Origin of the sequence: Alicyclobacillus fructus (assembly GCF_017329605.1) — a bacterium.
GTDB classification, from domain to species: domain Bacteria; phylum Bacillota; class Bacilli; order Alicyclobacillales; family Alicyclobacillaceae; genus Alicyclobacillus; species Alicyclobacillus fructus.
The window spans coordinates 125,729-151,785 of the sequence record NZ_JAFMTY010000004.1; the positions used below are offsets into that span (position 1 = coordinate 125,729).

At 61.0% G+C, this 26,057-nt stretch carries 32 protein-coding genes, 2 tRNA genes and 1 riboswitch; of the genes, 22 read left to right on the top strand and 12 right to left on the bottom strand.

Going from position 1 to position 26,057, the window contains the following annotated elements; all coding sequences use genetic code 11:
• Positions 1-69: 69 nt before the first annotated feature.
• Together J3481_RS03240 and thpR are read left to right on the top strand one after the other, a co-directional pair.
• Positions 70-435, top strand: coding sequence for an arsenate reductase family protein (locus J3481_RS03240; protein ID WP_206831976.1), 366 nt, complete (start codon positions 70-72; stop codon positions 433-435).
• On the top strand, positions 432-1,022 hold the full coding sequence (gene thpR / locus J3481_RS03245) for an RNA 2',3'-cyclic phosphodiesterase (RefSeq protein WP_206831977.1): 591 nt from the start codon (positions 432-434) through the stop codon (positions 1,020-1,022). The genes J3481_RS03240 and thpR overlap by 4 nt, the downstream gene beginning before the upstream one ends.
• Here the strand turns inward: thpR and J3481_RS03250 are convergent.
• The 3 genes from J3481_RS03250 to J3481_RS03260 all read right to left on the bottom strand — a co-directional run bounded on the left by J3481_RS03250 (position 958) and on the right by J3481_RS03260 (position 3,745).
• On the bottom strand, positions 958-1,935 hold the full coding sequence (locus J3481_RS03250) for an MBL fold metallo-hydrolase (RefSeq protein WP_206831978.1): 978 nt from the start codon (positions 1,933-1,935) through the stop codon (positions 958-960). The genes thpR and J3481_RS03250 overlap by 65 nt on opposite strands.
• 12 nt (positions 1,936-1,947) lie before the next feature.
• On the bottom strand, positions 1,948-3,351 hold the full coding sequence (gene ftsW, locus J3481_RS03255; protein ID WP_328702102.1) for a putative lipid II flippase FtsW: 1,404 nt from the start codon (positions 3,349-3,351) through the stop codon (positions 1,948-1,950).
• 82 nt (positions 3,352-3,433) lie between these two features.
• Positions 3,434-3,745 carry a hypothetical protein gene (locus J3481_RS03260; protein ID WP_206831980.1) on the bottom strand — a complete coding sequence of 104 codons (312 nt, stop codon included), beginning with the start codon at positions 3,743-3,745 and terminating at the stop codon, positions 3,434-3,436.
• A gap of 106 nt (positions 3,746-3,851) precedes the next feature.
• Here J3481_RS03260 and J3481_RS03265 point away from each other — a divergent pair, with 106 nt between their 5' ends.
• Genes J3481_RS03265 through J3481_RS03275 form a run of 3 tightly spaced genes read left to right on the top strand, consistent with a single transcriptional unit; the run spans position 3,852 to position 7,070 of the window.
• Positions 3,852-4,646, top strand: a complete 795-nt coding sequence (locus J3481_RS03265; RefSeq protein WP_236011054.1) for a glycerophosphodiester phosphodiesterase — start codon at positions 3,852-3,854, stop codon at positions 4,644-4,646.
• 43 nt (positions 4,647-4,689) lie between these two features.
• The gene (locus tag J3481_RS03270; RefSeq protein ID WP_206831982.1) at positions 4,690-5,898 is read left to right on the top strand and encodes an FtsW/RodA/SpoVE family cell cycle protein; all 1,209 of its coding nucleotides are present in this window, start codon (positions 4,690-4,692) and stop codon (positions 5,896-5,898) included.
• Complete coding sequence (locus J3481_RS03275; protein WP_206831983.1) at positions 5,895-7,070, top strand: pyridoxal phosphate-dependent aminotransferase; 1,176 nt, start codon at positions 5,895-5,897, stop codon at positions 7,068-7,070. Before J3481_RS03270 ends, J3481_RS03275 begins: the two co-directional genes overlap by 4 nt.
• On the opposite strand, the gene J3481_RS03280 is transcribed toward J3481_RS03275, so the two are convergent.
• Both J3481_RS03280 and J3481_RS03285 read right to left on the bottom strand, forming a co-directional pair.
• Positions 7,067-7,975 carry a peptidase associated/transthyretin-like domain-containing protein gene (locus J3481_RS03280; protein WP_206831984.1) on the bottom strand — a complete coding sequence of 303 codons (909 nt, stop codon included), beginning with the start codon at positions 7,973-7,975 and terminating at the stop codon, positions 7,067-7,069. The genes J3481_RS03275 and J3481_RS03280 overlap by 4 nt on opposite strands.
• Before the next feature lie 48 nt (positions 7,976-8,023).
• A complete protein-coding gene (locus J3481_RS03285; RefSeq protein ID WP_206831985.1) occupies positions 8,024-8,662 on the bottom strand; it encodes a SpoIID/LytB domain-containing protein in 639 nt (212 codons plus the stop codon).
• 140 nt (positions 8,663-8,802) lie between these two features.
• On the opposite strand from J3481_RS03285, the gene J3481_RS03290 reads away from it, so the two are divergent.
• From J3481_RS03290 to J3481_RS03310, 5 genes are all read left to right on the top strand, one after another.
• Entirely contained in the window at positions 8,803-9,273 is a 471-nt protein-coding gene (locus tag J3481_RS03290; RefSeq protein WP_206831986.1) for a YwhD family protein, read from the top strand.
• Positions 9,274-9,319: 46 nt separating this feature from the next.
• Positions 9,320-10,774: an aminotransferase class I/II-fold pyridoxal phosphate-dependent enzyme gene (locus tag J3481_RS03295; protein WP_328702103.1), complete on the top strand. Its 1,455-nt coding sequence runs from the start codon at positions 9,320-9,322 to the stop codon at positions 10,772-10,774.
• Between the two features lie 30 nt (positions 10,775-10,804).
• Positions 10,805-11,275 (top strand): thioredoxin-dependent thiol peroxidase, encoded by a 471-nt coding sequence (bcp, locus tag J3481_RS03300; protein WP_206831988.1) that lies wholly within the window; start codon positions 10,805-10,807, stop codon positions 11,273-11,275.
• A 51-nt stretch (positions 11,276-11,326) separates the two neighbouring features.
• Positions 11,327-11,680 (top strand): HesB/IscA family protein, encoded by a 354-nt coding sequence (locus J3481_RS03305; protein ID WP_206831989.1) that lies wholly within the window; start codon positions 11,327-11,329, stop codon positions 11,678-11,680.
• A gap of 73 nt (positions 11,681-11,753) precedes the next feature.
• Positions 11,754-13,001, top strand: a complete 1,248-nt coding sequence (locus J3481_RS03310; RefSeq protein WP_206831990.1) for an HD domain-containing protein — start codon at positions 11,754-11,756, stop codon at positions 12,999-13,001.
• Here the strand turns inward: J3481_RS03310 and J3481_RS03315 are convergent.
• Complete coding sequence (locus J3481_RS03315; protein WP_236011057.1) at positions 12,986-13,585, bottom strand: DedA family protein; 600 nt, start codon at positions 13,583-13,585, stop codon at positions 12,986-12,988. The two genes, J3481_RS03310 and J3481_RS03315, sit on opposite strands and share 16 nt — an antisense overlap.
• Positions 13,586-13,707: 122 nt before the next feature.
• Positions 13,708-14,028 (bottom strand): YunC family protein, encoded by a 321-nt coding sequence (locus tag J3481_RS03320; protein ID WP_206831991.1) that lies wholly within the window; start codon positions 14,026-14,028, stop codon positions 13,708-13,710.
• Between the two features lie 131 nt (positions 14,029-14,159).
• Between J3481_RS03320 and J3481_RS03325 the strand changes: the two genes are divergently transcribed.
• The 4 genes from J3481_RS03325 (at position 14,160) to J3481_RS03340 (ending at position 16,704) form a co-directional block, all read left to right on the top strand.
• Positions 14,160-15,242 carry a M42 family metallopeptidase gene (locus J3481_RS03325; RefSeq protein ID WP_206831992.1) on the top strand — a complete coding sequence of 361 codons (1,083 nt, stop codon included), beginning with the start codon at positions 14,160-14,162 and terminating at the stop codon, positions 15,240-15,242.
• Between the two features lie 65 nt (positions 15,243-15,307).
• Positions 15,308-15,790: a divergent PAP2 family protein gene (locus J3481_RS03330; protein WP_206831993.1), complete on the top strand. Its 483-nt coding sequence runs from the start codon at positions 15,308-15,310 to the stop codon at positions 15,788-15,790.
• Position 15,791: 1 nt separating this feature from the next.
• Positions 15,792-16,268, top strand: coding sequence for an NUDIX domain-containing protein (locus tag J3481_RS03335; RefSeq protein ID WP_206831994.1), 477 nt, complete (start codon positions 15,792-15,794; stop codon positions 16,266-16,268).
• A 4-nt stretch (positions 16,269-16,272) separates the two neighbouring features.
• The gene (locus tag J3481_RS03340) at positions 16,273-16,704 is read left to right on the top strand and encodes a DUF86 domain-containing protein (protein WP_206831995.1); all 432 of its coding nucleotides are present in this window, start codon (positions 16,273-16,275) and stop codon (positions 16,702-16,704) included.
• On the opposite strand, the gene J3481_RS03345 is transcribed toward J3481_RS03340, so the two are convergent.
• The 4 genes from J3481_RS03345 to J3481_RS03360 all read right to left on the bottom strand — a co-directional run bounded on the left by J3481_RS03345 (position 16,701) and on the right by J3481_RS03360 (position 19,659).
• Positions 16,701-17,138 (bottom strand): 3D domain-containing protein, encoded by a 438-nt coding sequence (locus J3481_RS03345; protein WP_206831996.1) that lies wholly within the window; start codon positions 17,136-17,138, stop codon positions 16,701-16,703. The genes J3481_RS03340 and J3481_RS03345 overlap by 4 nt on opposite strands.
• A gap of 204 nt (positions 17,139-17,342) precedes the next feature.
• Complete coding sequence (locus J3481_RS03350) at positions 17,343-17,885, bottom strand: C40 family peptidase (protein WP_206831997.1); 543 nt, start codon at positions 17,883-17,885, stop codon at positions 17,343-17,345.
• A riboswitch (cyclic di-AMP (ydaO/yuaA leader) is annotated at positions 17,885-18,030 on the bottom strand. It overlaps the preceding gene by 1 nt.
• A gap of 258 nt (positions 18,031-18,288) precedes the next feature.
• The gene (locus J3481_RS03355; RefSeq protein WP_206831998.1) at positions 18,289-19,116 is read right to left on the bottom strand and encodes a LysM peptidoglycan-binding domain-containing protein; all 828 of its coding nucleotides are present in this window, start codon (positions 19,114-19,116) and stop codon (positions 18,289-18,291) included.
• Positions 19,117-19,212: 96 nt separating this feature from the next.
• Positions 19,213-19,659 carry a YfmQ family protein gene (locus J3481_RS03360; RefSeq protein ID WP_206831999.1) on the bottom strand — a complete coding sequence of 149 codons (447 nt, stop codon included), beginning with the start codon at positions 19,657-19,659 and terminating at the stop codon, positions 19,213-19,215.
• A 1,248-nt stretch (positions 19,660-20,907) separates the two neighbouring features.
• Between J3481_RS03360 and J3481_RS03365 the strand changes: the two genes are divergently transcribed.
• Both J3481_RS03365 and J3481_RS03370 read left to right on the top strand, forming a co-directional pair.
• Positions 20,908-20,982 (top strand) — tRNA-Gly (locus J3481_RS03365).
• A 38-nt stretch (positions 20,983-21,020) separates the two neighbouring features.
• A tRNA-Ser gene (locus J3481_RS03370) sits at positions 21,021-21,110 on the top strand.
• Between the two features lie 222 nt (positions 21,111-21,332).
• Here the strand turns inward: J3481_RS03370 and J3481_RS15040 are convergent.
• Complete coding sequence (locus tag J3481_RS15040) at positions 21,333-21,704, bottom strand: IS3 family transposase (RefSeq protein ID WP_206832000.1); 372 nt, start codon at positions 21,702-21,704, stop codon at positions 21,333-21,335.
• An 842-nt stretch (positions 21,705-22,546) separates the two neighbouring features.
• Between J3481_RS15040 and J3481_RS03380 the strand changes: the two genes are divergently transcribed.
• The 6 genes from J3481_RS03380 (at position 22,547) to J3481_RS03405 (ending at position 25,726) form a co-directional block, all read left to right on the top strand.
• Positions 22,547-22,939 carry a RusA family crossover junction endodeoxyribonuclease gene (locus J3481_RS03380; protein ID WP_236011059.1) on the top strand — a complete coding sequence of 131 codons (393 nt, stop codon included), beginning with the start codon at positions 22,547-22,549 and terminating at the stop codon, positions 22,937-22,939.
• 65 nt (positions 22,940-23,004) lie between these two features.
• Entirely contained in the window at positions 23,005-23,568 is a 564-nt protein-coding gene (locus J3481_RS03385; RefSeq protein WP_206832002.1) for an AAA family ATPase, read from the top strand.
• A 20-nt stretch (positions 23,569-23,588) separates the two neighbouring features.
• Entirely contained in the window at positions 23,589-23,798 is a 210-nt protein-coding gene (locus J3481_RS03390) for a hypothetical protein (RefSeq protein ID WP_236011060.1), read from the top strand.
• Positions 23,795-24,517 carry a putative quorum-sensing-regulated virulence factor gene (locus tag J3481_RS03395; protein ID WP_206832003.1) on the top strand — a complete coding sequence of 241 codons (723 nt, stop codon included), beginning with the start codon at positions 23,795-23,797 and terminating at the stop codon, positions 24,515-24,517. Before J3481_RS03390 ends, J3481_RS03395 begins: the two co-directional genes overlap by 4 nt.
• A 108-nt stretch (positions 24,518-24,625) precedes the next feature.
• On the top strand, positions 24,626-25,231 hold the full coding sequence (locus tag J3481_RS03400; RefSeq protein ID WP_206832004.1) for a hypothetical protein: 606 nt from the start codon (positions 24,626-24,628) through the stop codon (positions 25,229-25,231).
• A gap of 15 nt (positions 25,232-25,246) precedes the next feature.
• Complete coding sequence (locus J3481_RS03405) at positions 25,247-25,726, top strand: sigma factor-like helix-turn-helix DNA-binding protein (protein WP_206832005.1); 480 nt, start codon at positions 25,247-25,249, stop codon at positions 25,724-25,726.
• Positions 25,727-26,057: the final 331 nt, after the last annotated feature.

Genomic DNA, 26,057 nt, shown 5'->3' on the forward strand with positions numbered 1-26,057 from the left:
GGTTTTCTTCCGTGGATTATACTATATTTCGATCGCCCGGGCCTCGGCCCGAAGAAGGAGGATGCCGGCTTGTACCATCTGTACGGTTATCGGCGTTGCTCGACATGCCGCAACGCGCTGGCGTTTCTGGAGCGTTTGGGCGTCGACGTGTCGTTCCACGACATCGTCGAACAGCCGCCTGAGCTGCCCACGCTTCGCGCATGGTTCGAAGCCGTGAACGGCGACATCCGTTCGCTCGTCAACACGCGCGGAGAGGTGTATCGACGGCGGGGATTGAAAGAGGTGTCGTGGCCCGTGGACACGTGGCTCGAGGAGATGCACCGGGATGGAAAACTCATCCGCCGGCCGGTGCTCGTGACGCCGTCTGGACGCGTGATCGTCGGATTCGACGAATCCGTGTATCGCGCCGCCGTGAGCGAGGAGAAGACCCCATGAGGCGCCTGTTCTTCGGGCTCGAACTTCCTGTCGCATGGAAGGACGCCATCGCCAATTGGGTCGAGTCGATTCGGCAGGAAGGCCAGGTGGTGGCGCGCAACTGGTCGCGCAGGGATCTGTACCACCTGACCGTGCTGTTTCTCGGCATGGTCGATCCGGCCGACGTCCCGCGCGCCGCGGAGGCCGGGCAACGGGCCGCTGCCGAGCAGGCGCCGTTCCGCCTGACGACGGGATCCTTCGGCCGGTTCGAGACGAGCCGCGTGTTCTGGCTCGGACTGGACGCGCGTCACTCCGATCTCGACGCGCTCACGGCGCTTCACCGCCGCGTGAGAACAGACGTGAGCATCTGTCTGCCGGGCGTGAACACGGAGGATCGGCCGTACCGGCCGCACATCACGCTCGCCCGGGAACTTCGCCAATTCCCGGAACACGCCCCTGCTCCGCCACAGGCTCTGAGCCACGAGTTCACGGAGCTGTGCTTGTTCGAGTCCACCCGCGCAAACGGCCAACTGGTCTATCCCGTCATCCGGCGCTTCCCATTTTGCGGCGCCGCCGCGATTCGTATGCCAGAAGGCCCAGCGCGTTGAGCATCAGGTCAAGGTGAATGGCCTGCGGCCGGAATGCGGCCGGATCGAGCCCCAGTTCGCGCAGGCGTTCCCGGACGATCTCGGCCTGCGCCGCTTCCAGCGCCTCGGGAGACGGATGATCGTCGAAGGTTCGCTCAATGAGCTCTCGGAACCTGTCCGCGTAGTACACCGTCTCTCGCAGGGCTTCCTCTTTGGGCGAAGGGCCAAAGTGCGCCTGGTACACTGTCTCCATCGGCAGCCTCGCGAACATTTCGCAAGTCCGGTGGACGGCATCGGGATCGAAATCGACAGGCGAGGTCGAGGGCATCACAAACTCGTAGGGGAACCCCGTGAAGCCCTTGACGAAGCGCAATCCCGCGCTATCTCCCGTGAAAATGCCGTTGGAGACAGGATCCGCAATGGCGAAATGGTGGCTTGCATGCCCAGGGGCATCCAGGAACACGAGGCGCCGCTCGCCGATGACCAGTTCACTCTCGTGAGGCATGGCCTGCACCTGCTCGGCTGGGACGGGTTCAAGCGGTCCGAACAGCTGATCGAGTTGGTCGCCATACACTTCGCGCGCGCCCTGGTAGAGTCGCGACGGATCGATCATGTGCCGCGCGCCGCGCGGGTGAACGAGCAACTTCGCCTGCGGGGCCAGTTTCATGAACTGGCCTGCGCCGCCGGCGTGATCGAGATGAATGTGCGTGACGGCGACGTAGGCGATGTCCGTCGGTTTGAGGCCCAAGGCGCTGAGCCCCGCCAGCAGGGCTTGGTGCGATCGCGCGGAACCGGTTTCAACGAGCATGGGCTCGCGGTCTCGCACGAGATAAGCGCATGTGCGGTACCGCATGCCGAGTTCCATCAGGTCGATCATCCACACGCCCGGCGCGATTTCCACCGGTTGTGGGTACGTCGGGTGACGTCCTTCCATGAGCTTTCCCCCCTAGCGTTTGTCGCGGCGAAAGGGTCCGCCGGGTTTTCGCGATCGTTCGTCGCGTCGTTTGGTGGCCGCCGCTTCACGGCTTGCCCGCCAGGACAGCGAGATGGGCCGATCCGCGTGCTTCAAGGGCGTCCCTCGATCTCGGCCAACCTCCTCCCGCTTGCGGAAAGGGCTTGTCCGCGCGCGAGGCAGTCGCGCGACGGGCGCGCGTCCCGAGGAACGCCTGGACGTCCCCGCGGCATCCTGGCGGGTCGCGCGGATGTCTTCGACCGAGATGATGTCCGCGAGGGTGTCCTCCTCAGGAAGCTCCAACTCCGTCTCGCGCGAGACGCTCATCAAAATGCCCATGGCGGCCAGATTCATGACGAGATCCGTGCCGCCATAGCTGATGAACGGCAGCGGGATCCCGGTGACCGGCAGGAGCCAGGTCACGGCGCCGAGGTTGATCAGCGTCTGCACGATGATGGACGATGTGAGCCCTATCGCGAGGAGTGACCCAAACCGATCGCGCGCGTACCGGGCGATGTGGAAACCGCGCCAAATGACGACGGCGAAGATCGCCAACAACCCAAGGTCGCCGAGCCATCCCCACTCTTCGGTGAACACCGCGAAGATAAAGTCCGTGTAGGACTCCGGAAGGTAGCCGGTGGCGGAGATGCTCGAGGCAAATCCGCGCCCGGTGAGACCTCCGTTGGCGATAGCCGTGAGACCCTGGATCAGTTGATAACCGGAAGACTTGGGATGTTGAAACGGGTGGAAAAACGCCACCAGGCGGCTGGAGCGGTACTCCGCCATGCGCGCGCCGAGGAAGCCGACGGCCACGGCCGCACCCATGGTGAACCCGAGTGGCTTGCCCGGAACGCCTGCCGCGAACATCAGGATCATGGCTGTGAGAAAGATGCAGAGTGCGGTGCCCATGTCCGGCTCGGCAAATACGAGCAGGATGGTCACAGCCACCATGATCATGGCGGGCCGGAACGTCCGCCGAAGATCGCGCAAGATGGGCAACTTTCTCGTCAATAAATACGCCAGGTAGATGACGAGGGCCATGAGCGCGATCTCGGACGGTTGGACGTGTACGCTTGCGGTGCCAATCCATCGCGTGGCGCCCAGGCTCTTGTGGCCGATGCCCGGCACCATCACGGCGACAAGGAGGAGGAGCGCCGCGAGCATGATTTTCGCAGCGTGTTTGTACCAGAAGTGATAGGGAATGAACGTGCAACCGCCCATGGCGGCAAGACCCAGAATGGCCGCCGCGAGCTGCCGAATGGCGAAGTGATCCGGGGCCAGGCCTTGGTGAATGTCGTACACCATGCTCGCGGAGTAGACCGTGACCACGCCAATGCCCGTCAACATGAGGACCGCGATAAAGAGCACGTAATCCGGTTGATGCCGCTCGGTCCGCACGTCCACACCCCGCTTTGCGCTGTCTAGGCTAAGTCCTCATTCGACAGCTTACGGCCATTCCCTCCTCGAAGGCAAGCTCCCGTTACCACCAGTGAATCCCGATGGCGGTGATGCCGAGGATAGCGGCAAGCGGAATGGCGAGGTGCCAGGGATTCGGAGGACCTCCCGGCGGCCCATACGGATTCTGCGGAGGGCCGGGCGGCATTCCGCTGGGTCCAGGTCCAAAGATGCCGCGCGCATGCCCTAAAGGCGTGTCAGCGTCCAGGCGCACCGCATGTTGAAGAATGAGGTGATGCCGGGTCACGTGGACGACCACGCCTTGAAACCTGCCGAAACGCGTGTGACAGTGAACGTGGCGGCCCAAGTATCCTCGGATGTCGCGAAGCGTAAGCATAGATGAACGCCTCCTTTTCCCTTTACGTTACGGGGCATTCGTCCGCTTTGGCTGGGCGGTTGCACCCATGGCGGAAGGGAGGAACATGGGGGGAGGGCGGATGCGCATGCACGGAGCGCGACGGCGAGTCAGGATTTTTGCGCACAGGGGGGCGAGCTCTGAGGCGCCTCAGAACACCTTGCCGGCGTTCGAAATCGCCTGGCGGCAAGGGGCGGACGTGATCGAGACCGATGTTCACTGGACCAAGGACGAAGAGCTCGTCATCTGTCACGATCCGCGCATCGACGCGGTTTCAAACGGACGCGGCGAGATTGCGGAGATGACCTACCAGCAATTGCTGACCTACGATTTTGGGTACTGGTTCACGAGGGACGGAGGGCGAACGTATCCGTACAGGGGACGTGGCGTTCGCATCGCGGCTTTGCGCGAGGTCCTGCGGGCGTTTCCGGCGGCGCAATTCAACGTCGATCTGAAACCAAAGCGCGCTCGCGTCGGTCTATTTCTTCGGACGCTCGAGGAAGAAGGCGCGCTGGAGCGCGTGACGCTCGCCTCCTTTCACCATGGAACGCTTTCGGAAGCCAGAGCGCGTTGCCCGCGCCTGCGAACGAGCGCATCGCCGCTTGAGGTGGCCCGCCTCTTGGCGCTGTCGCGCACCGGTTGGAAGCCCCGCGGGCGCGCGAGGCTGCCGTTTCAGGCGGTTCAGGTCCCGGTTCGACAATATGGGATTCGGGTGGTCACGCCGCATTTCGTCGCGTTCGCGCACCGGCTCGGACTGGAGGTTGACGTATGGACCGTCGACGAACCCGAGTTGATGCGCGAACTGATTCGGCAAGGCGTGGACGGCATTGTCACAAATTCGCCGCAGATCTTGCAACAGCTCCTGCTGGAACTGGAACAATAATCGTGACATCATGGGGTTGTTTGCACCGGGAGGAGGGTGGCGCGTGGAGTCGGTCCGACGCGAATGGAAGTACTTCGACATCACCGTGGTCGTGGTGCTGGCTCTGCTCGCCGTATACGCGTGTCTCGCCATTCACGCGGCGACTGCGGGCAACCACAGCGCCAACATCCCGTCCCACGTCATGAGCAAACAGATTGCGTACGAGGTGCTCGGATTTGTCGCGCTGTTTGCCGGCGCGTTCATGGATTACCGCTGGCTTCGGAAGGCGCACTGGTGGCTTTGGGGAATCTCCTGTGTGCTGCTCGTGGCCGTATTCGGCTTTCCGGCGACCATGGGCGCGCATTCGTGGATCTCGTTCCACTCGTTTTCCTTTCAGCCCTCCGAGCTGGCGAAAGTCGCCATCATGGTCTGGTTGGCGAAGTACATGGCCGATGTGGAAGAGGCAGAGGTGCCTGATTACCGCCTGCGCAAGCAGTGGATCTTTCTCCCCATCGTGTTGGTGCCGTTCGCCCTTACGTTCAAAGAGCCAGCCCTGGGACAGGCCCTTGTGATGATCGCCATTTTCCTGACGATGTACAGCGTGTTTGCTCGCCGCGGACCGTATGCGGTGCTCATGTTCTTTGTCCTCGGCGTGATCGCGCTCGGCATCCTCGCCACGACCGTGTTCACGAAGCAGACCCTCGCGTTTGTGGACGTGCTGATGAAACATCACATTTTGAAGGGATATCAGGCATACCGCATTTTGACTTGGGTCGATCCGAACTTCAGTCAGGACAAATACGGCTACAATATTCACATGGCGCAAACGGCCATCGGCAGCGGTGAACTGTTCGGCGAGGGATACGGGAAGGGCGTGCTCACGTCGGGCGGCTGGGTGCCCAATCAGTGGACGGACTACATCTTCTCCGCGATTGGGGAGGAGTTCGGTTTCGTCGGATCCGCCATCCTGGTGCTGCTGTTTCTCATCCTGTGCCATCGGCTGATCCGCATCGCGCAGACGACGACCGACCCGTTCGGGATGTACATTGCGGTCGGGATCGTCGGGATGTTCGCGTTTCAGGTATTCGAAAACATCGGTGCAGACATGTACATGAGTCCGTCCACGGGTATCACGTTGCCCTTCATCAGCTACGGAGGAACGTCCTTGTTGGTCAACTACTTCGCCGTGGGCATCGTCTTGAGCGTCGGGCTGAGGCGCAGACGTGCGCGCCTGCAGGCACAATTTGAAGCGAGCAAGGGGCGATTGGCGTGACATTTCGTCTGGCGGATCGTATCGTGCGCTTGCCAGAGCAGTTTTTCTCGGGCCTGACGAGGCGGGTGGCGGCGTTTCAGAGCCAAGGATACGACGTCATCAACCTGGGACAGGGAAACCCCGATCTTCCCACGCCTCCACACATCGTGGAAGCGCTGCGGGAGGCGGTGTTGGATCCGGCCACGCACCGGTATCCACCGTTTCGCGGCCTGCCGGAATTGAAGGAGGCGGCCGCCGATTTCTATCGACGCACCTACGGCGTCAAGCTGGATCCGGAGCGGGAGGTGGCCATCCTCGTCGGCGGCAAGACAGGGCTTGTCGAGGTCGCGGAACTGTACCTCGAACCGGGCGATGTGGCGCTGGTTCCAGACCCGGGCTATCCGGACTATTTGAGCGGCATCGCGCTCGCGGGCGCGAAGCCTTACCCGTTGCCCATCACGGCGAGCAACGGTTATGTACCTGACTTGGAATCGGTGCCCGAGTCCGTGTGGGAGCGGGCGAAGGTCTGGTACATCAACTATCCGAACAACCCCACCGGCGCTGGCGTGACGACGTCGTTTTTTGAACAGGCCATCGCCAAGGCGCACCGTCACGGGGTGCTCATTGTGCACGATTTTGCCTATGGCGCCATTGGCTACGACGATCACCGCCCGCCATCCTTTATGCAGGTCGAGGGGGCGAGGGAAACCGGCATCGAGATTTACACGCTCAGCAAAACCTTCAACATGGCGGGGTGGCGCGTGGCGTTCGCCGTGGGGAATCCGCAGGTCATCGAGCATATCAACCTGATCCAGGATCACTACTACGTATCCATCTTTTCCGCCGTGCAGCGGGCCTCGGTCGCGGCGCTTCGCGGGCCGGATGACGGGATCGAGTCGCTGCGTCAAACGTATCAGCGCCGCCGCGATGCGTTTCTCGGGGCGCTGCGATCCGCCGGGATGGATGTCCCAGCGCCCCTGGGATCGTTCTTCTGCTGGATTCCGCTTCCCTCCGGCGCCTCCTCCGTGGCCTTCGCAGAGGCGCTCTTGGAGGAGGCGCATGTGGCCGTCGCGCCAGGAAGAGGGTTCGGCGAGCATGGGGAAGGCCACGTGCGCGTCGGACTGCTTGCGCCAGAAGACCGCCTCATCGAGGCGGCCGAGCGGATGGCGCGGTTTTGGGCAACTCGGTTCTAGGGCCGTTCGGGGCCTTCGCCGGGTTGGGAGTGGCTGCGGAACTTGTCCGCGAGCTGGATGAGCCACAGGTGGTGGTACGGCTCCTGGTACAGGACGGGCTCAATTCGGCGATCGGCCGGCCCAAGCTTGTACATCCAGATGGTGGTCTGCTGCCGAATCCCTTCGTGCACGCGAATGCCGAGGTGGATGGAGTCGCGGTACCCGTCCTTATATGCGATGGCCCCCAACTGCCCGTGGAGTTCCGCCACCATCGGGCGATACTTGGGATTCCGGATGACTGGGGCGTCGAACCAGGGTGTGTAGCCCTGCGCGTCGGTCTTGAACCGCTGTTCGGTCTCAATCAGGACCACCTCGGCCCCCTGGATGGGCTCCTTCGTTCGGCCGTCGATCACCCGAATCCTGAGCTTGGCCGTCTTGCGGGTGTAACCCCAAGATTCCGGTCCTGCGGGCTGGTCGTTGGACTGCTCCCCAGGGACGGTTGGGGGAGATGGCTTTGGCGTCGTCGGCGCCGTGCCGCTCGCAGCGTTCGGTTTCGTCTGACCGGCGTTCGCGCTGCCCGAGGACGCCTTGGGCTTGCCCGCGTCCTTCGCCTTGGGCTTGCCCGCGTCCTTGTTCGGCCGCGCAGGAGGCTTGGCAGGCGCGAGCTTCTGACGCCCAGCATCGCGAGCGCGCGGGGTTGGCTTGGACGCCGGATTGGGTTGCTGCGCGGCATCGGGACGGGTGTCGGCGCGCTGTTCCACGGGCTCGATTGCCGCCGGTGCCATCGCCGCGACGGCGCCGTGCAAGGCGTGCACGTGCACATGGTGAAAGGCGCCCATCTGCGGCTGGGTCGGTATGGCCATTGCGACAGCGCTGGCAACGAGCGATGCGACAATCACGCTTCGCTTCGACGGATATCGTTTCATGACGTATCCCTCGTTTCTCAAACGATGGTGGTGGGCGTCCGCCTGCGATCACGGCAAACGCATGAGGGCCCTGTTCTGGTAGTAAAATTGCAGGATCTGCAGGTAAGTCTGCCCGCGCCTCGCCCAGTACTCGGAACCCCATTGGGCCATCTTCTGTGCGTTGCGATACTGCCAGTTCGGATCGTTTTCATAGCCGGCCGAATAATTCAGTTCCACGATTTCGCCGTTGGGCTTTGTGTACGCGAGTTTCTGAATGGCCTGAAACGCAGCGTTTGTGGTCGGTTGACTCGACATCTCCTGAAAATGTTGGAAGTTCGTCGTGTTGTCGACGTCGAAGGTGAACCCATCGATGGTGACCGGGTGAAGATGGTGGTACCAGGCGAACATCTTGACCGCCATGGCGCCGGCCTTGAGCGCCTCCGGGTGCCAGCTTGGAAACCATTCGTTCGGCAACACGTCTTCGCAGTACGTCGTGAATGGCACCGCCTCGACGTACATGATTCGCCCGCGGGGATCCGGCTCGCCGCTCGGGTTGTTCTCTCGAATGGCGACGCGGATGACGGCCGGCATGCTGGTGTTGTAGATGGTCTGGGCAGCCTTCACTTGGGGCGCCGGAATGAGGGGCGCAAGCGCTGCCAAGGCGCTGCTCGCGCATACGATGCTGACAGTCCGTTGTAGTCTCGTCATGACCTGTCCCCTCGCGAGATGTGGTCGTTTGTCTTACTTTGCCCCGCCCTGCGCCGAACATGCACGTATGGAAGGTGTGACACGGACAGGTGGAGGGGGTACAATGAGGCTCTAGGATGGGAAGATGAGGAGGGTGTCGGATGCAGAAACTGGGTCTCACCGGCCAGTCGAAGCAACCGCATGCGTCGAACGATCAATTGAAGGGCATTTCGGCTGTCTTGATGGACGGCGATGAGATTTTTATCGACAACAACGCCATCCACGCCAAGAGCCGCGTAGAACTGGGGGTGCAGTTCGTCCATTCGCTCGAACAGGTGCCGAATCCGAGGCGGATTGTCGGGCTGTGGATCAGCCTGAAGCGGTTCGAGAACGGCATGGGCTTTCACGGCGTGCAGGCGTTTGAGATGTGGATTGACAGCGAGGCGAAGCTTGGGTACAAGAAACTCGCGGACCATGTGAACGCCATGGACAAGGCCGTGAAGGGCAAGGCGGACCTCAGCCTGCTGAGTTCGGAACAGGTGCAGAAATTCGCGGCGTTCTTGCGCGGACTTCGCCCAGATCTGTGGGAAAACGCGTCTCAAGCTTTCCGGGAAGCCTTCTCCGCCGCGTGAAGCGGCTTGGCCGCGGTCCCATCTACGGCAAGGAGGGATGTCTCCGTTGAACCAGAATGAGACCCCGTTGTTTGACGCACTTCTGCGGCACGTGGCGCGCAATCCGCGCCAGTTTCACATTCCTGGCCACAAAAAGGGCCGCGGCATGGACAGCCGCTTCCGCGCGTTCGTCGGGGACAACGCCCTTGCGCTCGATCTGATCAACATCGCGCCCCTGGATGATCTTCATCATCCGACGGGCGCCATTAAACACGCGCAGGAGCTTGCCGCCGAGGCGTTTGGAGCGGATTACACGTTTTTTTCGGTTCAAGGGACATCAACGGCCATCATGACCATGGTCATGGCCACGGTCGGCCCCGGGGACAAAATTCTTGTGCCGCGCAACGTGCACAAGTCCGTGCTCACGGCCATCATTCTGGCGGATGCCAAGCCGGTCTTTCTTCATCCCGAGGTCGATCGCGAGTTTGGCATCTCCCACGGACTCTCCGTCGAGACCGTCTCGCGCGCGCTGGAGGAGCATCCCGACGCCCGCGCGCTCGTCGTCATCAACCCGACCTACTTTGGCATTGCGGCCGATCTCGAGCGAATCGTCGAAGTGGCGCACAGCGTCGGCGTTCCGGTGCTCGTGGATGAGGCGCACGGCGTGCACATCGGCTTTCACCCAGATCTGCCCCTGTCCGCCATGCAGGCGGGAGCGGACATGGCCGCGACCAGCGTGCACAAGCTCGGCGGATCGATGACGGGATCGAGCGTGCTCAACGTGCGCGAAGGGATGATCGATCCTCGGCACGTGCAGGTCGTGCTGAGCATGCTGACCACCACGTCGACTTCCTATCTGTTGCTCGCTTCGCTGGACGTGGCGCGCAAGGAGTTGGCGATTCACGGCAGAGAACGCCTGGACTACGCGATTTCCCTGGCCAACAAGGCGCGCCGCGCCATTCAGGCGATTCCGGGCCTGCGCTGTCTCGACGAGCGGCAACTCGTGTCAAGCGCCACGTACGCGCTCGACCCGACCAAGCTGACCATCTCCGTGCGCGATCTCGGCCTCACCGGGTATGACGTCGAGCGGATCCTGCGAGAGGAATACAACATCGAGGTCGAGCTGAGCGATCTGTACAACATCCTCTGCATCATCTCTTGGGGCGACACGGAGGAGGACATTGAAGCGCTGATCCAGGCACTCGAGGCCATCGCGGATCGCTACGGCCAGGGCGCCGTGCGCGAGCACCAGCCTGTCACGCTGCCCTCCATGCCCGAACTGCGAATGACGCCGCGATCCGCGTTCTACGCGCCCACGGAGGTTGTGCCGCTGCAGGAGGCGGTGGGGCGGACGATGGCCGAGATGGTGATGGTGTATCCGCCGGGCATTCCCATCCTCTTGCCTGGCGAAGTGATCACGCAGGATAATATCGACTATATCGAAGCCAACTTGCGCGCCGGACTGCCCGTCCAGGGCCCTGACGATCCGGAAATCCGCATGATCAAGGTCGTCCGCGAATGAGGCGTCCGGCTGCGCGCGGGAGGAGTTCGTATGGCTCTGGAAGTCGGCGTGAAGGCGCCCGAGTTTGCGGCGGAATCCGACTCGGGCGAGGTCGTCAAGCTCTCGGACCTGCGCGGCCAAGTCGTGGTGCTGTATTTCTACCCGAAGGACGAAACGCCCGGCTGCACGCAGGAGGCCTGTGCGTTCCGCGACCTCAAGTCCCGGTTCGACGAGGTGGGGGCCCTCATCTACGGGGTTTCCCGGGACGACGTCCGTTCGCACGCGAAGTTCCGGGACAAGCACGGGTTGAACTTTCCGCTCCTCGCCGATGCGGATGGTCAGATTTGCCAGGCGTATGACGTGTTGAAGGAGAAAAACATGTATGGCCGCAAGACCATCGGCATCGAGCGAACGACGTACGTGATCGATCGCGACGGCGTCATCGCGGCCGTGTTTCCGAAGGTGAAAGTCGACGGCCATGCTGAGGAGGTGCTCGCGAAGGTCCGGGAAATCGCAGGCTGAAACCGGAGGGCGCATGGCGTATAATAGAAGCTGGAAAGGGAGGCGATGACGGTGATCACGCTGACCGAACAAGCCGCAGAGCGCGTTCGCACCCTGCTCGCATCACAGGCGTCAGGGGAGGATGCGCTTCGCATCTATACGAAGCCCGGCGGTTGCACAGGGTTCACGTACGGCCTGGCGCTGGACAACGAGAAGCCGGGCGACGTCGTGACCGTGCAACACGGGGTGAAGCTCGTGGTGGATCCCGAGAGCTTGGAGCTCGTCGACGGCTCCGAGATCGACTATGTCGATGACCTCACGGGACAGGGATTTAAAATCAACAATCCGAATGCCACGCAGATGTGCGGCTGCGGTTCGAGCTTCCGGACCGCGACGCGCGCGGGGCAGCCGGGATCGTGCAACTGAGCCGGGACGGGCTGGCCGGAATGGAGATCCGGTCGGCCCGTTTCCGCGTAGGTCGAGGTTTGGGGGGCGCCAGGTGTTCGAAAAGGTCCTGAAAGATCCGGTTCACGACGAGATCCTGTTTGACGATCCCATCCTGTGGTCGCTCGTCAACGTACCCGCGTTTCAGCGGCTGCGGCGCATTCGCCAGCTCGGCACGTCGTTCCTGACGTTCCACGGCGCCGAGCATTCGCGCTTTGCCCATTCGCTCGGGGCTTATGAAACCATGCGGCGCGTGCTTTACCATCTCCAGCGCGAATGCGGGTGGCCGACGGATCCGCGCGAGATCCGACTGGCGCTCGCGGCGGCCCTCCTGCACGACATTGGACATGGCCCTTTCTCCCATACGTTCGAATCGGTGCTCGGCGTGCAGCACGAGGAGTGGACCTACCGAATCATTCTGGAGGACAGCGCGCTTCGTTCCGTTCTCGACGACGTCGACGACGCGTTCGCAGTCGATCTCGTCGCTGTCCTCCGCCGCGAGGGCCGCTTTCCGGCGCTCGAGTCGCTCATCTCGAGCCAGCTCGATGTGGATCGGATGGATTACATGCTGCGCGACGCGCAGGCGACAGGCGTTTCCTACGGCCTGTTTGAGCTCGCGAGGCTCATCCGTTCGCTCACCTATTGGGACGGACGCATCTACGTGAAGCGGCAAAATTTGCACACCGTGGAGCAATATCTGTTGGCGCGCTACTTCATGTATGTGCAGGTGTACCTGCATCCCGTGACGGTGGGCAGCGACGTCCTTGTGGAGAATATCCTGGTGCGCGCCAGGGATCTCGTCGCCGACGGAGAGCGGTTGAGCATGCCGGAGCCTCTGTTGCGGGTGCTCCAGGGCGACATGGAGGACGTGTCTTGGTACATACGGCTCGATGAGTCGGTGTTGCTGTACGCGTTTCACACGTTTGCAGACAACTCGGATCCTATTCTGCGCGATCTCGCCGCGCGATTTCTGCACCGCCGCCTGTTTGCGCCCGTGGTGCGCCAGGGCTTCACGCCGGTCGACGATCTGGCCCTGCTGCGCACCACGGCCAAGGCGATGGGCTTTCATCCGGACTACTATGTCTCGCTTCGCGCGTGCAAGATCCCTGGATACGACGTGATCGGCCAAGGGCTGCTGATGCGCGATGAGAGCGGGCGCGTCGAGGATGTGAGCCAGGCGTCCAAGCTCATTCGGACGCTGGTGCCGAGCCAGGAGGAGCGCCTGTTTTTGCCCAAGGAGATGTTGGATCCTGCGCACCCGCTGTCCGCGCGCGTCCGCTCCATCGTCTACTCCGCGCGCTGATCTGAGCGCCGGCGAAGCCAGAACCACAGCAGGGCGGCGACGAGAATGGCGGCGCCGACGTAGGTGAATGGCTTGACGTGATCGGCCAGGACCTGCCAGTGTTTGTTCAATTGGTAGCCCCCGTAGACGAGCGCGAGGTTCCAGACAAACGAGCCGAACAGGCTGAAGAGGACAAACCGCGCGAGAGGCATGCGCGCGAAGCCCGCGGGCAGGGAGACGAAGGTGCGGACAGCCGGCACCATGCGCCCAAAGAAGACCGTCGCTTCGCCGAATCGGTCGAACCAGCGCTCCGCGCGGTCCAGGTGGCGGGGCGTCAGACCTACGTATCGTCCGTAGCGAAGCACGAACGCGCGCCCTGCGTAATTGCCGATGGCGTAGGCGATGAGGCTTCCTGCGACGTTGGCCAGCGTGGCCACTGCGACCGCGGGCCAGAAGCCCAGCAGGTGGCGAAAGGCCAGGAATCCGGCGAGTGGCATCACGACCTCGGACGCGATGGGGATACAACAGCTTTCCAGGGCCATGAGCAAGAAGATGGCCAGGAGGCCGTGCTGAATGACAAGCGTGTTGAGATGTGACACGTTCATCCTCCGTTCCTCGAGCGGTCCAGGGATAGGTCCCTCTCCCATGGTACCTGGTTTGCGCCACAACTCAAGGACGAAGCGCGGGCATGTCGAGTTCACGCGGGCTTGTCCAGGCGCAGAACGGATTATCCGTTCTGCGCCGCGGCTCCGAGCTTTGCGAGCGCTTCGCGCATCGGCATGCCGGGATAGATGCCGAGTTCTTCGGCGGCTTGCGTCTGGCTCTCCACGGGTGCCGCAAGCAAGTCGTCGAGCGTGCGAACCCCCGTCGCGCGCATCGCGACGATGTTGCGGTGTCGGAGCTTCGTCCGCAACAGTTCGACGTCCAGTGCACCGCACATCGCGTAACCGATGGAATTTGTAATGGCGAGAAGCGTCGTTTTCGGCAGTTCGACCTGCACCGCCGTAAAGGGGTAACCTTCAATCCACACGGGCTCCACGCGCACCATCCGCATCTCTCCCCTCTCGTGTCTGTGCATCGTATGAGCCAGAAAAGCCAATGGTGCGCGTCCCTTGTCCCCTCGCGGTTGTGCTATCATGGGTGACGGTGTGAAACTCGGCGCAGAAGGGAGAAACGTCCATGCATCCACATGTCGAAGTCCTGCGCGATCTCTGCGACGCACACGGCATCTCGGGTTACGAATCCGGTGTCCGCAAGCTGTTCGAAGAGCGCCTCAAGCCGCTGTCTGAGGAACTGCTGCGCGATCGCACCGGGGGTGTGGTGGGCCGCAAAACCGGAGACCCGAACGGGCCCAAGGTGCTGATCGCCGGTCACCTCGATGAAATCGGCTTCATGGTGACGCACATCACCTCGGAAGGATTCCTGAAGTTTCAGCCCATCGGCGGCTGGTGGTCGCAGGTCGTTTTGGCGCAGCGCGTCGTGGTCCAAACGCGCAAGGGGCCGCTGCTCGGCGTCACGGGCTCCAAGCCTCCGCACATTCTGTCTGCGGACGAGCGCAAGAAGGTGGTGGAGCTGAAGGACGTCTTCGTCGACATCGGGGCCACGAGCAAGGAGCACGCCGAGGAAATGGGCGTGCGCCCCGGGGATGCGATTGTTCCGTACTCGCCGTTTACCCAGCTCGGCAACCCGAAGATGTACGTCTCCAAGGCGCTCGACAACCGGCTCGGTTGCGCCACGGCCCTTTGTGTGTTGAAGGAGTTGCAGGGGCAGGCGCATCCGAACATCGTGTTTGCTGGCGCCACCGCTCAGGAGGAAGTGGGTCTGCGCGGCGCGAAGACACTCGTCCATCTGGTCGATCCGGATATTGCGATCTCCGTCGACGTCGGCATCGCCGGGGACACGCCCGGCATTGACAGCGGGGAGCGCCAGCATCTCGGCGACGCGGGCAAGGGGCCGCTTCTGATGATTTACGATCACTCCATGATTCCAAACAACCGATTCCGCGATTTCGTGCTGGATATCGCCGCTGCCGAAAACATCCCCGTTCAGTTGAGCAGCCTTGCCGGCGGCGGTACGGATGCCGGGTCGTTTCACCTGCACGGCATCGGCGTGCCGAGTGTCAACATCGGTTTCGCCACGCGCTACATCCACAGCCACAACGGTGTCGTGCACGAAGATGACTACCTCCAGGCGATTCAGCTCATCACCGCCATGGTCAAGGCGTTGGACAAGGCTATGGTCACCGAAATTCAGGCGTGGTAAAGTGAAGAATGGACAGTCCGCGAGGCGCCGACCACCGGCGCCGCGCTTCTCGAGGAGGCCCCTGAATGCCCGATCTTCTGCATTTTTTGCAGGGCTTGTGGGGAAATACCGCGCTGATGGCCGCTCTCTGCGCCATCGTGGTGACCCAGATCCTGAAGGTTCCCATTCATTTCGTGACGACGCGCGCCTGGGACTGGAGCCGTGTGTTTGGGGCGGGCGGCATGCCGAGCTCGCATTCCGCGGGCGTCGTGGCCCTCGCCAGCGCGCTCTGGTTTGTCGTCGGGCCGACGTCCCCCATTTTCGCCGTGGCTGTCGTGTTTGCCGCCATCGTGATGTACGACGCGGGAGGCATCCGCCGCCACGCGGGTGAGCACGCCGTCCTGCTGAATCGCATTGCCATGGAGTTCTCCCAGCGTTCGGAGTCGGCCGTCGCCGGACCGCCCGAGGGAGAACGCTTGAAGGAAATTCTAGGGCACGAGCCGGCCGAGATCGTCGTGGGCGGCCTCATCGGGCTTGTCATCGGCATCACGTTTGGCAGGTGGTGGTAACGTGGGGGGCGAGCGGTTTTTGCCGGCCAAAAACTTGATCTTCGATCTCGCCCTGCGCGATCCCGCCCCACATTCCGTGCTCGTCTTCGCGCGGCTGTTTGACGGCTGCGTATGGGTGCGCCACCACGCGCGAGGCTGGGAACTTCCCGGCGGCAAAGTGGAACCGGGGGAGACACCCGAGGACGCGGCGAGGCGGGAGGCCCTGGAGGAAGCAGGCGCGTTGCTGGAGAATGTCACCTGGGTGGCGCAGTATACCATTCTCCTCCGCGACGGCCGCGAAGCGAGCAAATGGGTGTATGTGGCCGATGTCCAGGACGTGAAGGCCCGGCCGGCGGCATCCGAGACGACGGCGGTGCGGCTGGTGTCATGGACGCAAGGTGCGGGAGCCTTTCCAGAAGACGAACGAAGCCCCATCGTGCGAGATGCGGTTTTTACGAGGCTGTTTCGCGAAGTGGCATTGCGCGCGCAAGTGAGGTGATAGGGTGTTTCTGACCAAGGATCATAAGCGCCAAATCGAGGCATGGCTTGAGGCGCTCGGCGCAAGAACCGCATGGCTGCAGGCTTTGGCGGAGCGAGAGGACGCCTGGGAAGAGGATCTCACGTGGCGGCTCGCCGCCGAGCGCGGCATCTGGACGAGCGTCGAGTACGTGACGGACATCGCTTCGCTCATCATCGATGCCCTCGTGATGCGCGATCCCGGCGGCTACGCCGATATCGTCAAAGTCCTTGTCGAGGAAGAGGTCCTCGACGCGCGTTGGTTCGACGCGTTCACCGGCGTGATCGACTTCCGCTCGCGCCTTTTGCGCGATCACGCCCGCATCACGCCGGCCGACGTGCGGGAGGCCGTCTCCCGTTACGCGGACCTGTTCTCTCCTTTCATGGACCAGATTCGCGAGTTTCTCCGCGCGAACTAGACGTCGTCGAGATCGTCCGGGATGTACACGGTGACCCGGCAGTTGCGCTTCACCCCAAACTGCAAGGCATGTTTTCGCGACGGCATCAGCACGTCGATGTGATGGCCTCGAATGGCACCTCCCGTGTCTTCCGCGATTCGCCAGCCCACGCCCTCGATGTAGAGCAGGCTGCCGTAGGGGATGACCGCCGGATCGACGGCGACGGTGCGCCCGATCACGGCTGGCCGCCCGGTGCTCGTCACGCCGAAGCCGGGATCGCCCGGATCTTTTCCGGTGGAGAAACGGTCCAGGTTGTAGGCCGTGACGACGAACGTGTCGGTCAGCTTGCGACAACGGCGAATGTCGTAGCTGCGGCCAAAGACCGTGATGGCCTCCGGCTCGGATCGCCACGAAGCAGGCGCCGCGTGGGCCGGCGCGTGCGTGGATTTCGCCACCGATGTTCCGCGCGCTGGCGTGGCGGTCGAGCACCAACAGGCGGCTGCACAGATGAGTGTGAGGCACATACCTATGCATCGGGAACTGTTCATGGTTGTAAGATGTGCATGGAAGGCCCATTTATGCAACAGGCGAGGGGGTCTATGGAATGGCTTCGCCCGGCCGAGCGCATCGCGCATCCCGGCCGGGCGATAGGTCTGTTTTCAGGTGTACATTTGTCGAACCGCGGACAGATGTCGATACCAGTACGATCCCGGCCGAACGCTGAGGAACCCCACGCGGCCCAATCCGCCGCCGCACTGGATCATCTCGCCGTTGCCAGCGTAGATGCCCACGTGACCGCCGTTGTCGAAAATCAGGAGGTCTCCAGGCTTCAAGTCACTGTATGGGACTCGCCAACCGACTTCTGCATACTGAAGGCGGGACGAGGTCGTGAACACGTAGCCGAGCGCATGGTGGTACACGTATTCCACAAAGTTGGAACAGTCAAACCCATACTGTCCTCGATCTTCGTTGTGACCCCAGATGTACGGCGTCCCAATTTTGCTTTCAGCGACTTCCAAGACGGCCTGCGTCTTCGCCTGATACGACGCACTCTCCGAAGCGAGAGGGTGAATGGACGGATCGAGATGAACGCCTGGAGGAAGCGCGGTCTGCGCAAAGGCGGTGCACCCGCCAAACGTCAGCGCCGCGGCGCAAGCGGCAGATGCGGTGATGGCACGAATCGAGGTTCGTTTCAGCAGCATGCTTCTCCTCCTATAGCCTCCGAGGTTAGTTGACGGGTTCGGGTGGAAGAGTCCCCCTATGCGCCCGTCGGCGCAATTCACCCCTGGGCGATGAGCCCTGGATTCCCCCGTACCTGCTTGACGCAGGATTCGGCGTGATGTTTGGTGTGGCTGGTGCACTGAAAGCGTAACAGGAAGCGCAAGCTCATTCATTACGAGAATCATGGATCAGCCGGAGGAAGGCTGGATCGGGAGGAAATCCGCCGGTTGAAGTCTTGTGAATGGTATCGAGTGACGATGGAACTCAAAGGTGCGTTTTGGCATGACAGAGGATGGCAAGGTCTGGGCACGGCGCGGTTCGCAGAGTTCGCGCCCACGAGAAAGGCCCCGACCCTTGGTCGAGGCCTTCGAGCGTGCGTGCGCTTCAGGCGTTCGTGGTCGCATTCGAAGCCGTGGAGGACGAGGTCGGCTGTGCGCCTGGAAGATGAGCGCCAGACGGACGCGGCAGCGTGCCGTTGACCCAATCCGAAATCCACTGATCGATCCGCGATTCCATTGCCTGCGCCTGGCTCGAGGTAATCTTGCCGGCTGACTCCGCCTTCTGCAGGTCGGCCTGAACCGCACTTTCGAGATCCGAGATGAGCGTCGAAGTGGACACGCCTTGGGCGGTCGCGATTTCGCTCAAGGTCTCACCCTTGTGCAAATCCGCCACGAGTGTCTCCTGCGACACCCCCAGGTCCTTTGCGGCAGTCGCGATCAGCTCCCGGCGCCAGACGCCCACGCCTCGCGGACGTACCTTGTCCCATCCAGAAGGCCATGTGCCGCTTACCCACGCCTGAATGACGCGATCGACCCGCGTTTCGATGGCAGAAGCTTGCTCACTCGTGAGCTTGCCGCTCTGCACGTCGGCCTGAAGGTCGGATGCAGCCTTGTTTTCGAGAGCCGAAACCAACTCGGAAGTCGACACGCCCGCTGAGGACGCGAGTTGAGACAACGTCTTGCCGTCTCGAAGATCCTGTCGAAGTGCAGTCGTTGTCAGATTGAGCTCTTGCGCGGCTTCGGTGAGCAAATCTTCTCTCAGCGATTGCATCAGTTGTCGATCCGGGCGCGCTGCTGAACCGGTCTTCTCATCGGCAAAAACCGCGGACGATCCAGAGTGGACGGCGGCCAAGATCGCGCCACCGCCGACCGCAAACGTGGAGAGCAGAGCGGCCGAGCCTAGAAGGGCCTTTCGTTGAATGGACATTGCCATCATCGCCACCTCCGTACCGAAACTGGAATAGGAACGGTACGGCTTGAACGTAACACAGGATGCTTGAAATCCTCTTGAAGCCGAAGGGAGCGTGGCTTAGCTCACCCACCACGGATCTCGGACGCAGGACTGGAGAACAAGTTCCAACTGTTGCGACGACACGCGGTACGGCACATTCTTCTTTCGCTTGTGACGCACCATCTGGACCATGCCGTCTCCGTACAGGTACGCAGTGAATTCGTACATCTTCTTGCCTTCTTTGACGCGAATAAAGATCGGGTTATAGTTGAGCTCAGGGACCATACCCCGTTCAAACAGGAAATCGGCTTGGTTGAACGCGTGAAGAAATCGGTCGCGATCGCGCCCTCGAAGTTCAGTTCCGTACACGTTCACCGAAGTCACTCGTGAGACGTCGAAGGTCGGATGAATCGAAAGCGACGAAACGAGCCGATTGATCCATATGCTAGGCGGTGTCAGTGCGAACGCCAACATGGGGAACACGACGGCGGCAGCGTAGACAACCCACTGCGGAATAGCTGGCAACCCGGATCTCCCCTCATTCGAGAACTCGCCTTGAGGATATTATAGCGCTCAGGGCGCGGCCATTTGTATCGAATTTGCCGGTCGTGAGATCGCCTTTGTGACGTTTCATGGAGATGTTGTGAGGCAGGCCCTCACGCATCTTTTCCGCGGCTCAAGTGAGGAAGCCAGGTCGTGGGTGGCAAGAGGGATGCAAGCACAAGAGGCGCAAGAATACTTGTTTCGCTGGGAATCGACAGGAGATGGTTGACAAATGTAGAAAGCCTCCTAGGGGGTCAACCCAAGGAGGCGATGCCACTGTGGGCAGACAGTGGGCAAGAGGATGACTCCTTCGATGGATGGCGTGTGGCGGCCATCGATGGCCCTGTATGTCAGCCAACTTCATACACGCCGCGTTGGACGCTGAGCAAGATGTGGAAGTACGGATGAAAGAAACCCGCCGTTCCATCATGAAGGACTCCCAAGGTCTGTCCAAGGCCCGCCAGCCTGACGCATCTCGGGATGAAACGGACAGCAAGGGCCATCAGGTGCATGTTGAGGCCTGGGACGAGGGAGAACTTACAAGCGGACCGTAGGTGCGCGGTGCCGATGCGCATGGTCAAGGTCGTCCAAACCACGACGCGACATGTATCAGAAGGGCGGCGAAAACCCGGTTGAGGAGGAAATCATCGAGCGGTGGATAGCGACCCCATGCAAGAAGACGGCCGTTCCAACGCAGACGATTGCCAAAATGGCATCGGCACGATGGAATATTGAAAACGTTGGGTTCCACGACATGAAAGCGTATTGGTACATCAACCACCCATTTGTGCACCATCCCACGGTCGAGGGGGCGTGGATGGGGATCTTGGTACTGGCGGTGAACCTGCTCTAGACATTTGTGTACGGACCTCTACCGCCATTTTCGGTGGTGGGCAATCCCGTTGAGCGAAGTCGTCTAGGAGCTTCGAGAACAGATACGCTGGTCGCGTCTGGACACGGCTAATCAAGGCTTTGTGGAATACAGGATCACCACAACCAAACTGAACCGGATTCGACCCATTGCGTTACACGAATGATGCCCGTGGAACGCGAAAAATGTCGAATCCAAGAAGTCGCACAACTTTTGAGAGAGGTGTTTGATCACGCGGAGCGCAAAGGAGCGCCACCAGGAAAAAAGATGCGTGGGGGCTGCTGAGGGATCGCGAAGAGTTGACAGCCACGAAGTTGCCGATGTAAATTATATCTGCGTTTGGACTCCTTCATAGGCGTGCGGAAGTAGCTCAGGGGTAGAGCATCGCCTTGCCAAGGCGAGGGTCGCGGGTTCGAATCCCGTCTTCCGCTCCATTTTGAGGGGGAGGGCGACCTCTCCTTCGTTGTCATGTGGAGAGGTGGGCGAGTGGTTGAAGTCAGCGGTCTTGAAAACCGCCGTGTCCGCAAGGGCACCGTGGGTTCGAATCCCACCCTCTCCGCCATTGGATTTTTCGCGCCACAGGCATTTTGGGTGTTGGGTTGATTTCTTCCCCACTTGCCAGCGCGTTTGATGTACTGCAAAACCGTTGATGCTCCATCAACGACAGCGGCTGTCCGAAATGAGGCCGCTTTTCGTCTGTTCACGTGGAAAGGACCTATTCGAGGACTGGTGTGGAGTCAAGTTTGAGGATACCCGCGAACCGAAAACGTTGTTCTATGTGCACCTAGCGGCGTCGATCTCGGCGGTCACGGCTTGACATGGAGCCCCTCCGGACATGACTTCGCGTTTTGTGCAGCCGAGCGACGCTCGCTCTCTTGGCGCCGGCAAGGCTATCTGCTATCTTGCTTGCATCTCCATTCAAGCCTTGCGGTATGAGCGGTGATCTCGTCCACAACCTGCATTCGCAAAATTCGTCCGGGGTATGGTATCCGATGGATGTGCGGATTCGCTTTCGGTTGTACCAGATTTCGATGTACTCGAAGATCCGCTTGATGGCCCCCGCGCGCGTGTTGAATCGCTCCAGATAGATGAGTTCCCGCTTGAGGACGCTGTGAAGGATTCCATGCAGGTATTGTGGAAACCGTTTCCCCTTCAACTCTTGCTTCCCACCATGCCATATGCTTGTCGGTACTTTTGATACTCGCGCGACGCCTATTGGCTAACGCGTCCCACTCGACCATCTTTCCAGCAACTAGTCCTCCAGACTTTCCAGATCAATCCTTCCATCTCGGTTGGAATGCACGTGATATCGGCCGTGTGCATCTGAACCGGGAGCTCGGTCACAAAGCGTTGGTCGAGCACGCTTTTGTGGCCAGGACACGTGTGTCGCGACGCCGAGGTGGCCTTGCACTTGCGCACCGGTCGGATTCGGAGGCCGTGCTCTTTCACCGAATGCGCCACGGTGAGCAATGTTTTCTGCTTCTCCGCGAATAAAGGACTGAATCTTCTTACTTCATGAGAAGTGCTTGGACTCCGCACCGAAATCTCGGAGCGGTGCGCATGGATCCAAGCGAGGGCTGCTTCCAGTCGGCATTGTTTCTTACGATCTCGCTCTCCCCGCGTAAGCGTCGGTTTTCCCGATCCAAATCGCGTGGTGCTTTGTGCACCCGGGCACAGGTATCAACTTCCAAACGGGGGGGTGATCGGGATCCTCGCGATACTTGGCGATCCGCCCGGACAAGCCCTTCGGGGAACTTTGCTGGATGCTTTGTTCCATGTTCAAGACTCTGGGTCTTTCGACTCTCAAGCTTCGTAATCGGAAATCGGAGGTTCAAGATGCGGAAGGATCGACGAATGCGAACGGGACTGCGTCGAGCCATTCGCGCTGATGACTCGACGCACCCGCCGCTCCAAAGTGCAGTGGGGCCGGAAACCCACTGACGAGATCGTAACGTAAGTTTCGCGACTAAACCATGCGAAATGATTGGAGGGCAATCCATGCGATTGGTTTTGCCGCTCCCGCCGTCCGTCAACCACGCCTATCGAACCTACGTCCATCCGCAAACGGGCCAGCGCATGCGGGTTCTCACCTCCCAAGCGCAACGATTCCGGCGGGACGCGGCGTACTTGGCACTTCAGTGGCGGCAGGAGACGGGCTGGGTGGTGCCTCAGCCTGGTGTCAAGGTGGTGCTGAGGCTCTGGTACTTCTGGCCGTCGAACCGGCGCATGGACACGCATAACCGAGAGAAAGTGCTGTTGGACGCGCTGGAAGGCGTGCTCTATCCCGAGGACCGATGGGTTCTGGTGCAGGAGATGGACTTTGAAGTGGATCGAAAACACCCTCGGCTTGAGGTCGAGGTGCTTCTTTACCAAGACCTTTGCGCAACGTAACGATTTGAGCACGTGCATTGCGAACGTGTCAGAATTAGAACATGCGTTCGTTAGGGGTAAGAACCATGGAACGGAGATTGCAGCACGTGTTTCTGATGGGCCCGATGGGCGCGGGGAAGAGCACGGTGGCGCAGTACCTGCGGCAGGAGATGGGCTACGTGCGGTATTCGATGGCGACGCCGGTCGAGGCCGTGCTCGACATTGCCGCGCCGTGGCTCAAAGGCGCGAGCAAGACGGTGCGAAGACCGTATCTGCAGCGAACAGGACGTTTCCTGCGAGGCTTCAAGCCGAATCCGATGCTGCTCGCCGCGGAAGAGGTCTTGCGGCACACGGTGAGCCCGATCGTGATCGATGACGGTCGAACGATGGAAGAGGCGGTGTGGGCGGATCAGCACGGGTTTTTGGTGATCGTACTCACCGCCTCGGAGTTCGTGCGGAGACGTCGGATTTTGGAACGGGACGGAGAATTGCCTGACATGCGAACGCACGAGGATGAAACGGAACAACAATGGCGGTATGCGCGTGGCCTTGTGATTGACACCAGTGACTTGACGGAAGACGAGATGTGTCAGATGGTGCGGGCTGCGATCGAGTTCCGCCGTATGGAGCGATGCAAACGAGAGGAGTGAAGCGCCAATGGCGATGAGGCATGAACACGGCACGGCCTGTGCCGAATCGACGCAAGGAGCGGGCGAGCGGTGCGTCGGAGGTTTCCATCTATCGGATGGACCCGGTGGAGATGGACAGGTACTTGCGGGAGAAGTACGGCGCGCGGGTGTTTTCGATGCCGGCGGGAAAGCCGCCGGTTGGTCGAGATTTAGAGGTGCGAAAACGCAAGCGAAAGAAGGGGACACATTGAGAATCCGTGATGCACGATTCGTGGTGGTGGACACCGAAACAACCGGGTTGCCGCCGGAGGGCCGTGTCGTCGAGCTCGCGCTGGTTGAGGTCGGGCTCGAACGTGAGCCGCAGATCGTCTACTCGGCACTCGTCGATCCGGGTTGTCCGATCCCACCGGAGGCCTCCGCCGTACATCACATCACCGACCGAGACGTGGCGGGAAAGCCGCGGTTGTCGCAGGTATGGCCGAAGGTGCTCGGATACATCGGCGACACGATCCTGGTGGCGCACAACGCGGAGTTCGACCCCGGGATGTTGCCGGAGACGGGGAGACCGTGGGTTTGCTCGAAGCGGCTTGCGCAGCATCTCTGGCCGGACGCGCCGCGACACTCGAATCAGGTGCTGCGGTATTGGCTCGGGATCGACGTCGAGGTGGGGCAACCCCACCGGGCGCTGGGCGACGCGATCGTGACGGCACATGTGTTTCAGCGAGAGCTCCGCGTGTATCTGGAGGCAGGGTATCCCGACGATGTGGACGAGCTGATCACCTTTGCGGAGTCGCCGATTGAGGTGCAGACGATGCCGTTTGGGAAGCACAAGGGCATGCCGCTGAAGGACGTGCCACCGGACTACCTGGACTGGGCGTTGCGCAACCTGCAGGATCTCTCGCCGGACTTGCGTTGGAGCATGCAGCGGGCGTTGGAACAGGGGCTCGGATGGACAGGAAGAGCAATTTAGGTGTTGACAACCAGTATATATGTGCTATTATAGGAACAAAAAAGTTAAACGAGAACGGAACCTGTGGATAAACATGTGGATGAACTGTGGATAACGGAGGGATGAGAGATGACGAAGTTGAACGTGATTGAAAGCCGTATCTGCGATCCGAATGTCATGCTCATCTTGACCTCTGCGGAACAAGCGAAGGATCTCATTGCGTTGCAGAATTGGATGCGCGGGTACGATCAAAGTGACTCGTTGCTGGCAGCCGTTGAGTACTTGAAAGACGAAGATGTAATCGGGTGGCGCGTCTTTTGGCTCGGCTTACTGCTCCATTGTCTTCTGTGCAATGGTTCGACTGAATTGCGCGATTTCGTCAGCCAGCGGATCCCACAGGACTGGACCTCGAGCTTGACGGAGTTCGACGTTCGCAGATGGTATCCCCTGGTGCGCCGCAATCTCGAAAAGGCGAACGAGGTGCTCGATGAACTGGATGAACACCTGACGACCACCGATCAATGGCTGTGCGTTGCATACGACGGGCTTGAGGTGTATGACGCCGTGGGCTCGCACATCGCGATCCGTGCTCTCGTCGGGCTCTGGTTTGACCGCTTGCGCAGGTGGCGGCGCCTTCACGCGAAAATCTTTCTGCGTCCTGATCTATTCGACATTGGACGATTCAACTTCCCTGACGCTTCGAAGCTCTCGGGGCACGCAGTCCGCCTCGACTGACGGAGGCTTGAGACCATGCGCCGCGATCTCGAAGACGTGATCGCACAGTACGAGTCCACCCGCGAGTCCATCCGAGACGCCCGCAACCGCGCAAAGCGAGAGCAGAACGAACACGATGCCGCTCTGTACGACGGCATGGTTCGCACGCTCGACTACGCCTTGGCGGTGATGGAAGGCGACTATCGCGCACCGCGGCGGGAGATCCTCGTTGGCGACCTGGCCGACCTGGACAGACTGGCGGCGCGGCGAAGGCGTTGGGAGGCATGGGACGATGCGGATGGGGCAGACGAAGAGGAGGAGCGCCTGTCCGTGGCGTGGCTGTCGTTCCTGAGCCTGCGGGAAGCGGCGTGCCTGTTCGTATTCGAGTCCGGCATGGCGTACTCGGCGATTGCGCGGGAACTCGGGATTACACGTGGGGCTGTGCAGAACCATATCAAGCGGGCGCGGGAGAAGCTGGCACGAGCGGAGGGGGTGCAGTTGGGGTTGTGGGGATAAGAATTCATTTCTTGAGACGCTCGCTAGTTGTTGAATTTCATGGGTTCGCATCACAAGATACTCCTTGCTCATACATGACATTTTCACGGACGAATCTCACAGTGACAATATCACTGACGGTCAACAAGAGTGATCGCAAACACTTGACGCTGAAAGGTTGGAATTATAAAATCTTGCAATTTTAGAGAGCGAGTGTCGTGCGTCTGCACAAAACGAGAAGTCATGCCCGTAGAGGCTCCATGTCAAGCCCTGACCGCCGAGATCGACGCCGATCCGTGCACATTAAACAACGTCCTCGGTTTTGGGGTGTCTACAAACTTGACTTAACACC